The organism is Mucilaginibacter gynuensis, assembly GCF_039541195.1.
Lineage (GTDB): Bacteria > Bacteroidota > Bacteroidia > Sphingobacteriales > Sphingobacteriaceae > Mucilaginibacter > Mucilaginibacter gynuensis.
The window spans coordinates 204868-220833 of record NZ_BAABFT010000001.1; the positions used below are offsets into that span (position 1 = coordinate 204868).

General features: G+C 41.3%; 10 protein-coding genes. 7 read left to right on the forward strand and 3 right to left on the reverse strand.

The window, feature by feature from the left end; translation table 11 throughout:
- The first annotated feature begins 38 nt into the window (after positions 1–38).
- The 5 genes from ABD894_RS00760 to ABD894_RS00780 all read left to right on the forward strand — a co-directional run bounded on the left by ABD894_RS00760 (position 39) and on the right by ABD894_RS00780 (position 7178).
- On the forward strand, positions 39–2807 hold the full coding sequence (locus ABD894_RS00760; RefSeq protein ID WP_345209062.1) for a TonB-dependent receptor: 2769 nt from the start codon (positions 39–41) through the stop codon (positions 2805–2807).
- Between the two features lie 20 nt (positions 2808–2827).
- Entirely contained in the window at positions 2828–3733 is a 906-nt protein-coding gene (locus ABD894_RS00765; protein WP_345209063.1) for a hypothetical protein, read from the forward strand.
- Positions 3734–3840: 107 nt separating this feature from the next.
- Positions 3841–5199 (forward strand): hypothetical protein, encoded by a 1359-nt coding sequence (locus tag ABD894_RS00770; RefSeq protein ID WP_345209064.1) that lies wholly within the window; start codon positions 3841–3843, stop codon positions 5197–5199.
- 251 nt (positions 5200–5450) lie between these two features.
- A complete protein-coding gene (locus ABD894_RS00775) occupies positions 5451–5870 on the forward strand; it encodes a nuclear transport factor 2 family protein (protein WP_345209065.1) in 420 nt (139 codons plus the stop codon).
- Between the two features lie 420 nt (positions 5871–6290).
- Positions 6291–7178, forward strand: a complete 888-nt coding sequence (locus ABD894_RS00780) for a bestrophin family protein (RefSeq protein WP_345209066.1) — start codon at positions 6291–6293, stop codon at positions 7176–7178.
- A gap of 15 nt (positions 7179–7193) precedes the next feature.
- Here ABD894_RS00780 and ABD894_RS00785 read toward each other — a convergent pair whose 3' ends face one another.
- A complete protein-coding gene (locus tag ABD894_RS00785; protein WP_345209067.1) occupies positions 7194–8174 on the reverse strand; it encodes a 2-hydroxyacid dehydrogenase in 981 nt (326 codons plus the stop codon).
- 218 nt (positions 8175–8392) lie between these two features.
- Here ABD894_RS00785 and ABD894_RS00790 point away from each other — a divergent pair, with 218 nt between their 5' ends.
- Complete coding sequence (locus ABD894_RS00790; protein WP_345209068.1) at positions 8393–9727, forward strand: sensor histidine kinase; 1335 nt, start codon at positions 8393–8395, stop codon at positions 9725–9727.
- Between the two features lie 38 nt (positions 9728–9765).
- On the opposite strand, the gene ABD894_RS00795 is transcribed toward ABD894_RS00790, so the two are convergent.
- Positions 9766–12081, reverse strand: a complete 2316-nt coding sequence (locus ABD894_RS00795; protein ID WP_345209069.1) for a histidine kinase dimerization/phosphoacceptor domain -containing protein — start codon at positions 12079–12081, stop codon at positions 9766–9768.
- 191 nt (positions 12082–12272) lie between these two features.
- A complete protein-coding gene (locus tag ABD894_RS00800; RefSeq protein WP_345209070.1) occupies positions 12273–13184 on the reverse strand; it encodes an alpha/beta fold hydrolase in 912 nt (303 codons plus the stop codon).
- 735 nt (positions 13185–13919) lie between these two features.
- Between ABD894_RS00800 and ABD894_RS00805 the strand changes: the two genes are divergently transcribed.
- Positions 13920–15878, forward strand: coding sequence for a sigma 54-interacting transcriptional regulator (locus tag ABD894_RS00805; protein ID WP_345209071.1), 1959 nt, complete (start codon positions 13920–13922; stop codon positions 15876–15878).
- The last annotated feature ends 88 nt before the right edge of the window (positions 15879–15966 follow it).

Below are 15966 nucleotides of genomic sequence, written 5' to 3' on the forward strand. Positions count from 1 at the left end.
CAGGCAATCCCCTTGTGTTTAAACTAAACTCGACAACAATGAAAAAAATTATACAATTAGTACTATTGCTGAGCCTCTTTCTGGGGCAAAGCCTTTATGCCCAAAAGCGGGTAATAACGGGCGTGGTCACGTCGGCAGATGATAACCAGCCTGTGCCGGGCGTATCGGTACGCGTAAAAGGCCTTAACGAAGGCGCGGTTACCAAAAGCGACGGCTCTTATGAAATCAGCATCCGCAACGGTAAATACCTTGTTTTCTCTTTTGTAGGTTACGAAAACCAGGAAGAATTTGTTGATGGCAAAACCAAGATCAACGTAAGCCTTAAACCTTCAACCGGTTTATTGAATGAAGTGAGCATAGTAGGTTCGCACAATGCCAACCGTACGAAGCTAAACTCGGCCAACCCGGTAGATATCATCGATATTAAAGCCTTGCAGGAAACTACTCCGCAGGTGAGCGTTACCCAGTTATTGCAATATGTATCACCATCATTTCACTCCTCTGTATCAGGTGGTGGTGATGCGGCTTCGGCTACGTCAACAGCGCAACTGCGTGGTTTAGGGGTCGATCAGTTGCTGGTGCTCATCAACGGTAAACGCAGGCACAAAAGCTCCAACATCAGTTGGGGCGGTTTGGGTAACGGCGCTACCGGGTACGATCTGAACTCCATCCCGACAGGATCAATTGAACGTATCGAGATACTGCGTGACGGCGCGGCAGCTCAATATGGCTCGGACGCGATAGCGGGTGTGATCAACATCGTACTAAAGAAAAATACCGACCAATTATCACTTACCTCAACAGCCAGTACCCGGAGGCGCGGCGATGGTTTAACTACCCGTACCAGCAGCAACTACGGTGTTAAACTGGGCGAAAAAGGCGGTTATTTAAACGTAACCGGTGAATTTGCCACACAGGCGGTATCGTTGCCAACAGGTAATGATGATGCCGGTTTATACATTGGTCCGGCTTATGGCGGCGGTGCCAATACCCGTGGGTTCGACCAGATCTACACCAAAGAAATTGACGATGCCATTATCAAAAGCCGTGGCATTGATCGCCATTATTTTGATCAGCGTGGCAGTACCAATAAGGCTATCGATGGTTTGCTGTTCTTTAACGCCGGTGTACCGTTAAAGCAGGATGTTGAACTGTATGCCTTTGGTGGTATCAGTCACCGTAACTCACAGTTTACCGCGGTATACCGTTTACCGGGGTGGACAGAGCGTAATAACACCTTCATTTATCCTGACGGCTTTTTACCTGCCATGGATAATATCATCACTGATAAATCATTCGCGGTGGGGTTAAAAGCCAAAGTGAAAAACTGGAACGTTGATATATCAAACGTGTACGGTACCAATGGTTTCGGTAACGAGATCAGTAATTCACTTAATGCCAGCTATGGCCAGCGTACCCCACGTAAGTTTAACGCCGGTAGCTACAATGCAAGCCAAAACACCGGGAGTATAGATTTTAGCCGTTATTTTGATAAAGTACTTAAAGGTATCAACGTAGCCTTTGGTGGTCAGTACCGTGTAGAAACCTACCAGATAATAGCAGGAGAGGAGGCATCTTATGCCAAGGCAGATCTGCGGGCTATTTACGGGGTAGATACTACATCGGGCGGTATACCTTATACCACTTCACTGGGTTACACGCCGCTTAATGGTTTATCGCCGGGTTCGCAAATCCACGCGGGTTTCAGGCCATCTAACGAGGTTGATGTAAACAGGGCAATCTCTGCCGCTTATGCCGATGTGGAGTTGAACGTAACGTCAAAATGGTTATTATCAGGTGCGTTGAGGGTAGAGCATTATTCTGATTTTGGAAGTGTGTTCACCTACAAAGGCGCTACACGATACAGCTTTGCCGATTGGCTGGGTGTAAGGGGATCTATCAATACCGGTTTCCGCGCGCCCGATCTGGCACAGTTCTATTATACCGAAACTTCAACAACCTTTCAAAACGGTGTAGCTATTGACCAGGTAACGGCCAATAACGTAAACCCGGCTACCAAAGCGCTGGGCATACCAAGCTTAACACCTGAGCGGTCAAAAGGATACACTGCTGGTTTAACTTCATCGCCAATACCTAACGTGGAGTTTACGGTAGATGCTTACCAGATTGATATTAAGGATAGGGTAGGCAATACAGGTCGTTTTTCGGCTACGGATACCAACCTGCCGGCAGACGTAAGAGCTTTGTTTGTGCAAACCGGGACAGTACAGGCAAAGTTCTTTTACAACTCTTTTAGCACCACTACAAAAGGTATAGAGTTTACGGGCAGCTACAGGTTCTTGTTCGAGAATGGCGCTAACGCTACATTCCTGGCAGGCGGTAATTTCTTAGAAACCAAGCTGACCAAAGTAAACACCCCGAAAGGTTTGGAAGCGTATCGTTACATCATCTTTGATGAGTCGGAGAAAACAAGGGTGACCAGCAACATCCCGTCAAAAAAGATCACCTTGCAGGGTACTTACAACATCAACAAGTTCAACTTTTTACTGCGCACGGTATACTTTGGTTCGGTTACGCTGGCTACACAGCTGAATGCCACCTTCCCAAAACCCGATTATTACTATCAAACATTTAGCCCTATCTGGGTAACTGATATAGCCGCGGGTTATAAAATAACGCCAAACATACAGGCTACAGTAGGTGCCAACAACCTGTTTAATGTATTGGGCGATTATACCGTACCTGCGCCGGGCAGCAACATTACACGTAACCCGGGACCGGGCGCAACACAGGCAGGTACAACAACAGGTGTACAGCCATTTGTAAGATTTACAGCTAAGTTTTAATGTTAAAAAATAAAAAGATCATGAAAATATTCTATCATAAAACCACGCAGCTTATTTTTAACACAAAGCTATCGCGGTATCAATACTTACTATTCGCAGTTTTACTGGCTATTGGCTTCACTTCCTGCAAAAAGACCGACTATTTAGACACCGACAATGCCGACCGTCCTCCACTAAGCGCGAAGGTGAAACTGGTGAACGCGTTATCAATAACAGCCCCTGTAAACTTTTTAGATTTTACCCGGCAAATAAACGCCGCTACTGTAACCCATAACGTAGCTACCGATTACCTGGATACGCAATATGGCAAAGTACAGTACAATACTACCGAGGGTAGTAACACCAGCTACAAATCATCTTATGTATTTGGCGGCAGCGCCACCTTTGCTCAGGAAAATGATAAAGCATCATTCGCGGGGCCAAACGGACCGATAGCAAGTTATTACCATACCTTATTTACAGTGGCCAAACGCAAGCCGAGCAAAGCAAACCCCGGTAACAGAGACAGTCTGATATTGGTGTATGATGATTTGGAAGCGCCTGCGGCAGGCAAAGCCAAAGTAAGGTTCGCTAATTTTTCGCCCGATGCACCTGACTTGAGTTTTGGATTGGCAGGCGGCGCAGATGTATTCACCAATGTGGCTTATGGCAACTTTGCAGGTCAAACCGTTATCACTTACGATGCCAACGGCAAAGCACCTGCCACCATTGAAGGCTTAACCTGGAAAACATTAGGCCCGTTCAAAGAAATTGATGCCGCAAGCGCAAAAGATTTTACTATACGCAACGCGGCAACCAATACCGTTATCCCGGTAAACGGCTTAAGCAATATCAGCTTTGAGGCCGGTAAAATATATACCGTATTTATAAACGGTACAGTAAGTGGCTCAACCATCACTGCAACAGTGATTAGTCACGCTAAATAATATAAGTACGAATGGTGGTTATTTGTGCTTTAAGGAGCCAACCCGGTTTAGGCCGGGTGGCTTCTTTTTTTTTAACTTTTTTTCCGCCCAATACCTCACACTTTACAATGACAACTATAAAGCATCAGCCATTTACCAAATGGAAGCCTTATGAAAAGATAGCGTTACGCACATTTTTTATATACGCCGCCATTACAATTATTCCTTTAACAGTTTCTTTTTACAAGCAAGATTTTGATGCCGGGTTCTCGGTTAAAAATTACCCCTTCCGCTGGCTGGATGTGGTGAGCCAAAACAATCCATGGTTTTTTAGCAGCCAGGGCGGTAAAAATTACCTGGGTTGGGCAATTACCTTGCTGGCAAGTTTTGTGGCAGGCCTTGTATGGACTTTAATAGCCGCGCAAATAAACAAGAACAAAAATATACTGGAAGAAAACGGCGAAGCCGACAACAAACTCTATAACTGGTTCTTCATATTGGTGAGGTACCAGGTAGCCTTGCGGATGTCGTGGTTTGCCATTGCCAAGGTATTTCCGGTGCAGATGCCTTTCCCTACCATCAGCCAGTTAAATACCAACCTGGGCGATTTTACTCCCGGAAAATTGTATTGGTTAACAACGGGAGTATCGCCATTCTTTGAAGTATTCGCCGGGATATTTGAGCTGGTGGCAACTATCCTCATTTTATTCAGGCGTACTGCTACGCTTGGCGCGTTGATGATGATCGCTATTTTGCTGCCCATTTGGTTTGTAAATATAGGGTACGATGCCGGGGTAGAACTGGCCAGTTTACATTTACTATTGCTGTCGTTACTGTTATTAGCCAGGGATGCCGGTAAGTTTTACGATATCCTCATTAAACACCAGCAGGCGGCCATCAGTTATATAGCCGCTCCGGTTTTTAAGCAAGGCTGGCAACGTATAGCGCGTTTGGCATTAAAGGTTGCATTTATATTCCTGTTTTTGCTATACCGCGGATACCAATACGGGCAGCTTTATGCCAATGGCAAAACATTTAAACTGCCGTTAGACAATGGGATACAAAGCTTTGCCGGTTTTTATAATGTAGAAGAGTTTAGGCTCAACAACAAAGCTATTCCGTACTCGCCTACAGATACCCTGCGCTGGCAAAATGTGGTGTTCGAAAAATTTAATACCATCAGTATCCGGGTGGCAAAGCCATTTGTAGCCAACACCAAAAACAACATTCGCACTACCGAATATTATGGTAACATAGGCAGGTTATTTTATGGCTATGAGGCAGATACGATAAAGCACCGGTTCAATTTAGCTAACCGTGCAGATACATCGGCCAAAATAATACTCAACTATAGCCGCCCTAACGATTCTACCTTTATTGTAACCGGCATTAATGAGCATAAAGATTCGGTTTATGCCGTATTAACTAAAATAAACAAGAAATATCCGCTCGAACAGAAACGGAAAAGCAGTGCAGCTTCAGAGTAGTTTCACTGTAAAGCAAATCAGAACTCAATACTTTAATACTCTTATGTTTTGATAATATCAGGTTAATCTTCGGGATAATAGAGACATTAAAAAAATCCGGCAAAAGTTCAGTTGGAAATCACAACCTAATAACTGATTAAATAAAATACAATTATTTTTTATTTTCTTGTAACGTTTCTTAAGGTGCTACTGTCTTATAGGTATAAATTAAATAATTAAAAATTTCACATACCACCTTAAATATCAATATCATGAAAACTCTCAAATCAATTTTATTAGGCTTAGCCTTAATCATAGTAACCAACGTAGTTAAAGCTGATGACGTTGCAAAATTAACCAAAGATCACGCGGTATCTACTTACGTAGATGCACTTGCTCATGGCAAAATTGAGGGTCTTACCGAAGTGTTAGATAGCAACGCAAAATTTAGTATTATGCGTGGCAACAAAGTAATTTCATACGGCAAAAATGAAATGCTTAACTTCTACCAAACAACTGCTGATACAGAGCAAAATTGCACTGTAAATTCATCTACTGTAGAAAATAACGGTGAAGTAGCCATAGTAAAAATAGATATGCACTACAATGGTTTTACACGCAGCAACTTAGTTACTGTTGCCAATACAGGTGACGGCTGGAAAATAACTAACGTACACTCTGTATTTAAATAAGCTCCGGCTTCTTTATAACAACAAAAGTCTCTAAAAAGGGACTTTTGTTGTTATAAAGCATTTAATTGACCTTTACAGGTCGCTTTGTATTTATTAGCTTATTATAAATTTCCTATACCTTAACCGTAAAAATACTGTTCAAGTGTTTTCTCGTGTAATTCTCCTTTTTATAATTTATCACCACATTTTTCTGAAATTAAAAATTCTTTAAAAAATTTCTTATTTAGTAGACATCAATGGGGATTTTCTTAGTTGTAGATAAATAAATTTTAGATTTCGATAAAGACTAAAATCAAATCTGACCGTATAATTTAAAAATACAGGGATAAAGAAATAAAACTTTCTAAAGTACTTTACGTTTTACTATCGTTTTGGCAATCATCTGGAACGCCTAAATAGCCCTTATATAATTTAATACGTATGTTACTCGCCAAACAAATTTCTATTGTCTATTTTTTGAAGCTAATCAAATGGGATGTAATGGCCGTTTTTTTATATGCTTGTTTAGTTGGGGCAATGGATTACCTTACATTTTTTAAAGAACTCACTATACCACTGAGCGTATCTGCAATGATTGGTACACTTTTATCTTTGCTGTTGGCTTTTCGCACTTCTCAATCGTACGAACGTTGGTGGGAAGCGAGAGTGATATGGGGAGCTATAGTTAATGATAGTCGTACATTGATCAGGCAGTTGATACAATTTATTCCAAATGACAGTCAAAAAACAGATTACGTTAAACAATTTGCCATACGCCAATCCATTTGGTGCTATGCGCTGGCAGAGGGTTTAAGAAAGTGCCCGCCTACACAAAAGGTTGAACAATACATGCAACAATTGGGTGCTGATAGTGATAACCGACCTAATTTATTATTATCAAAACATGCGGAACAACTGGCCTTATTGAGTGATCAATATGATATTAATGCCAACAAACAGGTGCAGTTGGATAGTACTATCCAAAGATTAACTGATGCTATGGGCAGATGCGAACGTATTAAAAACACGGTATTTCCGCGTTCTTACAGTGTTTTAATTCATTTTTTAATATACGTACTTACCACTATTTTTCCTTTTGGTCTTGATGATCATCATTGGGCAATTGAAATTTGTTTAGCCACAATGGTGCCCGTTTTATTTATAGCAATTGAGCGTACTGCTATTTTAATGCAGGATCCTTTCGAAAACAAGCCAACCGATACACCAATGACTGCTCTTTCAAAAACAATTGAGCGCAATTTGATGGAGATGGCTCAAATGCCGGCACCGGAACAGGCAAGCCCTATTGCTACATTTTACCTTATGTAGGCCGGTGAAGTTTTATTATATTTTGTCGTAAACTTCCGGGTTCAGTATTTGTGGCATTTTACGTTTTTCAACGGCTGCAATTATATTTTCTGCTGCCATTATCGCCATCTTATCCCTTGTTTCAACCGTTGCGGAGCCTATATGTGGCAACACACAAACATTCATCATATTCAGTAAAGGATTATCCGGTGCCATCGGTTCCGGATTGGTAACATCGAGTCCGGCACCCCAAATTAACTGCTGTTGCAAAGCAGCTGTAAGGTCTGCCTCATCATGTAAGCCGCCACGTGCCGTATTTACAAAAATAGAAGAAGGCTTCATTCGCTTAAATGCCGCCATGTTAAAAATTCTTTTAGTTTCGGGAGATAATCCTGCATGAACCGATAAAACATCGCTCTGCTGTAACAGCGTTTCAAAAGATACATACCGTGCGCCGAGTATTTGTTCTGCCTCTTTGTTTGGCTTTCTGTTATGGTAAATGATGTCCATTTGGTAAACGGCCTTGCATTTTGCCGCCAAATCTGATCCTATCCTGCCCAAACCGAATACGCCCAGCGTTTTGCCGTAAAGCTCCCGCCCGAGATTGGCTGTTGGTTCATTAAATCCCCAATCACCTCGTTTAATGCTTTCATTCATGTAAAAGGCATTGCGCGATACAGCCAGCATCAGTAAAAAAGCGGTATCGGCTGTTGCCTGCGTCAATACATCGGGTGTATTGCTTACAGGTATACCAAAGCGGGTAGCTGCTTCCAAATCAACATTATCATGGCCAACGCTCAAAAGCGCTATACCTTTTAGGCGCCTGCACGTTTGCAAAAAATGAGCATCTATCACGTTAGGCCCCGAACTTAATAACACATCCTGATTGCGACACTGTTCAATTAACTCTTCCGGCGATAATTCGCGCTGCTCGGTATGTTGTTTTACCGTGCAACCGGCAGCCTTTAACAGTTCCAATCCTTTTTGCGGAATAACCCTTGTTATAAAAACATTCATTTTTCAAAATTACTTTTTTAGCGATTAAGCCTGTAAGCGGCAACTAAATTAGGTACTGTGGTACCCCAGTTGGCAAGACTAAACTTTATTAATTAAATTTCTTTTATTGTAACTAACTATTTATAAACTTTAGCACTTTAAATAAAATAGGCACAATCAACCTATAAAAACCAAACTGATTTATTTATACCATGAAATTGAGCAGCTACTATTAGCGTATGTTAAAAAAATTGAATAAGGTTTGGTTTAAGCTAATAGGTAACTCTTCGGATTTTTCTTTAGAAAGCAGGATTTTTCATTCCATTAGTATTGGCTTAATTGTATTGGCTGTTTTTTATGTACCCTACAATTTTTTTGCCGGGCTTTACGTGGCTTGTGTATCCAGCTTTTTGCTGAGTTTGTTTTTCTTATACGAGTATTATAATTCGCGCTTTAATAATAAACCGCATAGCACGGTTTTATTTGGAGTAATAGGGTTGGTTATTTTTTCGGTTAACTATTTTGCCAATTCGGGTATCAATGGTTCAACTGATATTATATGGCCTGCTTATTTGTTATTGGTATTCGCTATTTCGCCGTACCGGCAGCACCTTGCCTGGTTAATAGTTTATGTAATATGTTTTTGGGTTTTGCACCTGGTGGCCTATTACCATCCCGGCTTGGTAAAGCACCCGTTTGAGGCAGGCGAGGGGGAACTAATAGACAGGATAACGGCGTTCCCGTTGCCGGTGATCGCGATTTACATCGTTATTAAATACATCCGCAAAAATTACGACAAAGAACGTGTAGCCGTAGAAGAAAAAGCTAAGGCCATTGAAGAGCAAAACAGGCACATACTACTTCAAAAACAACAGCTCGAAAAAAGCGATACTGAAAAGAATAAACTCATGTCTATCATATCGCATGATATGCGCACGCCATTAATTAATATACAAGGTTACTTGCAGTTACTAAACGAAAATGAGTTGGAGGGCCCCACGCGTACAGTTATAGAGCAGGAATTACTTACGGCAACTAATAGCACAATGGATATGCTTACCAATTTGTTGCAATGGTCTAAATCGCAAATGGAAGGGCCTGTAGTAAGTTTGATGCAGGCAAACCTGCTTGACATATTGAAAAGCACATTAGATATGGGCAAAACGCAGGCAGCTAAAAAGGAAATCGCCTTAAATTACAAAATAAGCCCTGTGCTGGTGGTAATTGCAGATGTAAACATGCTGCAACTTGTAGTGCGTAACCTTATTAGCAATGCTGTTAAATTTACTCCTAATGGCGGCATTATTAATATCGATGCGCAATTAACTGAAAATGAGTGCAAGGTAATGGTAAGCGATAATGGCAAAGGGATAGAGCATAGCAAACAGGAAAAAATATTTTCAATTAACACCGAACCGGGTTTTGGTACAAATAATGAAAAAGGTGTTGGCCTGGGTTTACTATTGTGTAAAGAGTTTATTGAGCGCCAGGGCGGCAGAATAGGCTTTGAAAGTGTTTTTGGCCGGGGGTCTAATTTTTTTATTTTTATACCAAGAAATACCAGTATCTACTGATAGATAATATATTGGCTCATAATTGGTGGATATTTTTTCTAAGCAACTTCTGTCATCAGGCTATCGCTGGTACCGGTTCTGGCTGCAATCTCTATCGGAAATTTGATCATGATTGTTACCCCGATGCGATAATGGATATCAAATGTTCCTTTCAACTGGTCGGTTAGTCCTTTAATAAGGGTAACGCCCAGTGAATCTGCCTTAAATAAATTGAAACCTGCCGGCAGGCCTATGCCATTATCACGAACGCTCATTTCTATTTGCTTCCCAACTTGTTTAACGGACACCATGATCTCTCCGGTTCTGTCACCCGGAAACGCGTATTTCAGGGCATTGGTTACAGACTCATTTAGTATAATACCCAAAGGTATCGCCTGTGAAACATCCAGCAAGATATCATCAACATCGCAATTGATCACAACCTTATGTTTCCCTTTGTTAATGGAATCATCAAGGGATTGTATCAAATCGGTAATGTAGGATGCCAATGCTATCTCAGCAATCTTATCCGTATTGTACAGTGTATCATGAATAAGCGCTATGGCTTGAACCCGGTTCTGACTTTCCAGTATGGCTTCTTGTGCTTTTTTATTTTGCATATAGCCCGACTGCGATGCAAGCAGGCTCATAACAATTTGAAGATTGTTTTTAACCCTGTGATTTACTTCTTTCAGCAGCAGGTCCTTTTCATACAAAAGTTCATCTTTTTCGCCAATGAGCTGGTTCTTGTCATACACCAGGTGCTGAAGAGAAATATTCTGCTGATCGATCTCAGCTTTTTGCAGCATGAGCAGGGCGGTACTACGTTGTTTAAGACGGTAGCGGCTGTAAATTAACCCGGTAATGATCAATAACACGGCAGAGCCTGCAATGATCAGTCTTTGTATGAAATGATTACGTTTTAACTGATCGTCTTTTACCTGGCTTTGTTTAGTGAGGGCTTCTATATCGCTATTTTTCTTTTCGGTTTCATTTTCTATTTGTAATAATGAAATTTGGTAGGCTTTGGTTACATTATCAATAGAATCTTTTATCCGCTGCGCCACAAGGTAATGGTCAATGGCCGATTTAAAGTTTCCCTTCATCGAATCGAGCTTAAAATAGCGACTTTCCGCTGTTTTGATCCCTCCCTGAAAATTCATCTTATGTACAATTTCGGCATACAAATCTGAATAAAAAGAAGCAAGTTCACTCTGGCTGGTTTCTACATAATAATAGGAGAGGGAATTGTAGCCGCCCATAACTTCTTCGAAATTGTGTTTCGGCACTTTTGCCAATAATTCTTTTACTTCCTGCACGTAGGGTACTGCTTTTTTGAATTGTTTGGCATAAGTGAGGTTATTAAGGAAAACTGCCGCAACACTCAACTTATCCGGATCGGTATCGGAATAACTTTTAACCTCTTCGAGTAGCGCTAAAGCCTGGGCAAGCCTATTTGTGCGGGTATATTCGGTGGCCAGTGTAATAGCAACTGTAGCGATATAATCTTTATTATGATAATGCCGTGCTATTTTCAAGGCATTTAACGAATATGGTAGAGCCCGGTTATAATCCTGTATTTTTACATAAGTAACAGCCATGGTATGGTAAATGCTGCATAACAGCAGGGTGGTATCCTGCACCTCCTTCGCGGTTTTGATTGCTAACAGGTTATATTTTAAAGCATTAGGATAATCACTTAACTCCGTTGATGTTCTGCCGATGAGCCAATAAATTCCTTCTACTGTTCTACGGCTAACGGCATCGCCAATATTTAAAATTTCAAATAACAATTTAATGGCATCTGTTCTTTGCCCGGCCAAAAAAAGTAATTCCGCGTTAGTTGTTAGTGTATTGGCCAACCAGCGCAGGCTTCGTTCCTTTCTGAAAATGGCAATAGCCTTGTTATTGTAGTCCATGCGGGTACGAAGCCCCATTGGGTCAGAAACCTGGTAATGCTGGCCAATAATCAGATAGGATTTTGCTATACCATCCATATTGTTAACCTTTTTAGAAAAGGCAAGCGCCTGCTGTGCTATCTTAAAACCTCTTTCCGGGTCGGGTTTCTTGTTAAAACTCTCTGCTGAAAGCAACATAGCATTGAAAATGCCATCATTATAATTGAGCTGGCGGCTTAGTTTTACAGCCTGGTTTGCAAAAGAGAGCGCCGAGTCAATTTCTTTCTGTCCACCGCCCGATTTAAAAAGTATTAAGTGGCCCTGCGCCAGTTGGAGTTTAACCCTTGTGGTATCGTTTTTACTTGCTGCTAATTTTTGTTTTAAAACAGGTAATGGAAATTCGTCAAGATTACTGGTTTGTGCCAGCAACCGCGTTGCGGTAAGCAACACGACGAGGAACAGGTAAACTTTTTTCATTTTAAATTAGGGCTGTAGGTTAACGAACTACGTACGAGCCATCTAATTTACATTAAATTCTTATTAAATAATCGCCGTCATAATATAGCAATCCAAATCGTACATCAGGATGTATCCTTAAGCATCATTGCCGTGAGGACTATTGTTATGTTATATTGTACAAAACGGATTATGGAGACTGCCACTTGATATCATCTTAATTTGTCTAAAAAAACACATATAAGTTCCGCAACCTCTTTACCATATTCCTCCAATAAAAAGTGTCCGCCATCAAACAGGTGCAATTCAGCTGTTGGTAACGCGTTTTTATAAGCCAGTGCACCTGAACCCGGGAATATTTTATCATTCTTGCCCCATGTTATTAGCACAGGCGGCTGATGGGCGTGGAGATATTGCTGCCACTCGGGATATTTTGGAAAGTTGCTGCCATAGTTTTGGAAAAGGATCTTTTGTATCTGCTTTCTGCCGGGTTGCTCAAAGAACAGGTGGTCCATATAATAACTGTCGGGACTGATCAATTCGGGATGAAGTGTGCCGTGTGTATATTCTTCCTTGATCCCCTCCAGCGACATCATATAATCGATCACTGCTTCCAATGCTTTAAAATCGCCTGCTTCCGTTAACGCTCCAATTTTTTGTACATCGGGGCCAAGGCCTTCCATAAATATATTGGCGTTTTGAATGATGAGGCTTTTAACTAATTCAGGTCTTTTTTTGATGATCCTGAAACCAATAGGGCCGCCATAATCCTGCATATAAATATTAATGTCCCGAAGATTCAACGCATCGATAAATCCCTCCATCACCAGGGCAAGATGATCGAACGAATAATCAAAATCAGATGGGGCAGGGGCGCTGCTATATCCAAAACCGGGATAATCGGGCGCTATCAGGTGAAAATCGTTTGACAGCCATTCGATCAGGTTTCTGAACATGTGCGATGAAGAGGGGGAAACCATGTAACAATAACAGCGTTGGTTTTTGCGCATCGCCGGCCTCACGGTAAAATATCTCCACATTTTCAATTTCAACTTTTCGGTAGTAAGTCCGCTGAACAGGGGGAATATATGGTGTCTGCATAATTTCAGGTATAATTTTATCATTTGGTACACGGCTTTTGTTATAAGCAAAGCGTAAGCTACTCCATTTTTAAACTGGCGCAGCTTTTGGGCATCACAAAGCTAAGCGGTTAATCTTCTCCCGGTATTGATCTATCTATCACTTAAATTGTAATACTTATTGTTTTTATGATATACAGGGTGTGCAGAGAGCTATTGTGTTCTGGTATCTTGATAAATTAGTTTCAGCCGATTGTTATCAGTCCGGAAAATAAATACCTTTATCATGGAAAGATAAAAAAGTATTAAATTGCTGAACAGTCAAAAACAGATGGCGCAAAACCAGAGCGACAGCGTCTTGAAAAAGCAAAATTCGCAACACTGACCTAAAGGATGGCGCCGCTAAACAACTGGCTGTTAATAACAACTTTCGCCGCATGCAGGCGATGTCATTGATGTTATCAAAAGCTTTACCAGGATCAAAAACACATTGATGATTGCTATGCTTGGGCCGGGTACGTTACTTGGACGTAAGTTTTGATACAATAACAAGATAATTTTGAGCAGGATATTGATGGGTTAAACCTTGAGATGTAGCAGCTATCCCGCTGGGATTAATTGTAATGCCATTAAGTATGCCTTTTAAAATGGGCAAAAGAATATTATTAAACTGTATTGATATTGAAACCAATAATGGTTTTCATATAACGCTTAAATTAAATATTAAAATAGCTGAGGGTTTAACAAATAGCCTGTATAAACCGGTAAGGAAAATTTAACATGAGTAGTAAAATATTGATTGTTGAAGATGAATTTGTAGTAGCCAATGCCTTGCGTATGGTAATCAAGCAGGCAGGCTATACAGTTTGCGCTATTGTAACATCGGCGGAAGAAGCTGAACCCGCCATTCAAAAATATAAACCGGATATCGTGCTGCTGGATATCCATTTAAGCGGTAAACGAACCGGTATCGATCTGGCTCAAATACTTAAAGCGGACAATATCCCTTTTATTTACCTTTCAGCCAACTCAAGTCAAAAGATACTTGAAGAAGCGAAAGCTACCGAACCATACGGTTTTTTAGTTAAGCCTTTCCGCGAGAAAGATGTACTGGTAGCGCTGGATATAGCATCGTACCGTTGTAAGAACAGCCTGGAATCAAAACTGCGGCGGGAGCAATTTTTGCAGGACAAGTTGATCGATATCAGCAATGAGGTTACAGATCCGGTACAGGGCGTTTTAAAGATCACCCATTTACTGCAACCCTATGTGCCGAATGATCTGATTATATCAGGGCGCAAGCCTCTTCAAGGTGAAAACTGCACCGGCTTTGGATTTTTACGCACGGGGCTCGAAGAATATCAGGTGATAGGAAATGATGAGCTGATTGCAATTGCAGGCTTAACTCCGAGCTGTTTTTTCGAAAATGAAACGCTAAATAATAGTCCTAATTCCCTGGTTTATAATACCGGCATTTTCAACGATGTGGGTAAGCTAAATGAAATGCAGAAGAAATTATTCGAGCATTTCAAGATAGAATCTAATCTCATTTTTACAGTGTTGCTTAATAACGGCACAAGGGTCAACTATTTCTTTTACAGCCGTCAACGCGGCATTTATACCCAGGAGCATATCGCTTTATTAAATAGGCTGAAAATGCATCTGAAAGAAATTTCGGAAAAATTATTTGGTGAAAAAGCTAAACCGATGGTTCGGCCTCCGGCACAGGAAGTTCCGATCATTCTTCCGGCATCGCAGATTCCGGAATTTGATTGTATCGTAGGAAATCACCCTCTTTTAGTAGCCACACTTGACCTGGTAAAACAAGTAGCACCCTACAACTCTTCTGTTTTGATACTTGGCGAAAGCGGTACCGGAAAAGAGCGGATAGCGGAGTGTATCCACTTGCTTTCCGGGCGAAAACAGGCGCCGTTTATAACGGTAAACTGTGCCACAATTCCGGCAACTTTGGTAGAGTCGGAACTTTTTGGGCATGAAAAGGGCGCATTTACAGGCGCTACAGAAAAAAGAAAGGGTAAATTTGAACAGGCGGCAGGAGGGACCATATTTTTAGATGAGATTGGCGAATTGCCGCTGGATATGCAGGTAAAATTACTGCGTGTTTTGCAGGAAAAAGAGATTGCCTACGTTGGCGGCAACGTTACCAAAAAAATAGATGTGAGGATTGTAGCGGCAACCAACCGAAACCTTGAAAAAGAAATTGCTGCCGGGAATTTCCGGCTCGATTTGTATTACCGCTTGAATATATTTCCGATAACTTTACCGCCACTGCGGGAACGAAAGAGCGACATTAAGGCATTAGCCACATATTTCGCCAATAAATATTGTAACGAGTTCAACAAAAAATTTACCGGGATTTCACAGGTGATGCTATCAGAAATGCAAGCCTATAACTGGCCGGGCAATATTCGCGAACTGGAAAATGTGCTTGAACGTTCCGTTATTCTTAATGATGGCAGGGCTGAACTGAACCTAAAACAAAGCCTAACAGGTAACCCGGTTGAGGGCAATGTGCCGGTAAAGTTAACCACGTATGACGACGTAAAATATGTTCAACGGGAAACGGAACGGGATTATATTATTTCTATTCTGAAAAAAACCGAAGGCCGTATCCGGGGAACCAGTGGGGCAGCGGAATTATTGGATATCAAACCTACAACCTTGGAATCTAAAATAGCCAGGCTTGGCATCAGGCGAGACGATTTTATGCATTTATAAAGTAGTTCCAATATCAAATATCTGAACTAATTGGAGAATAAAACTGTTAACTCCGATATTTTCGGAGTCGTCGTAAAAAGAGTAACCT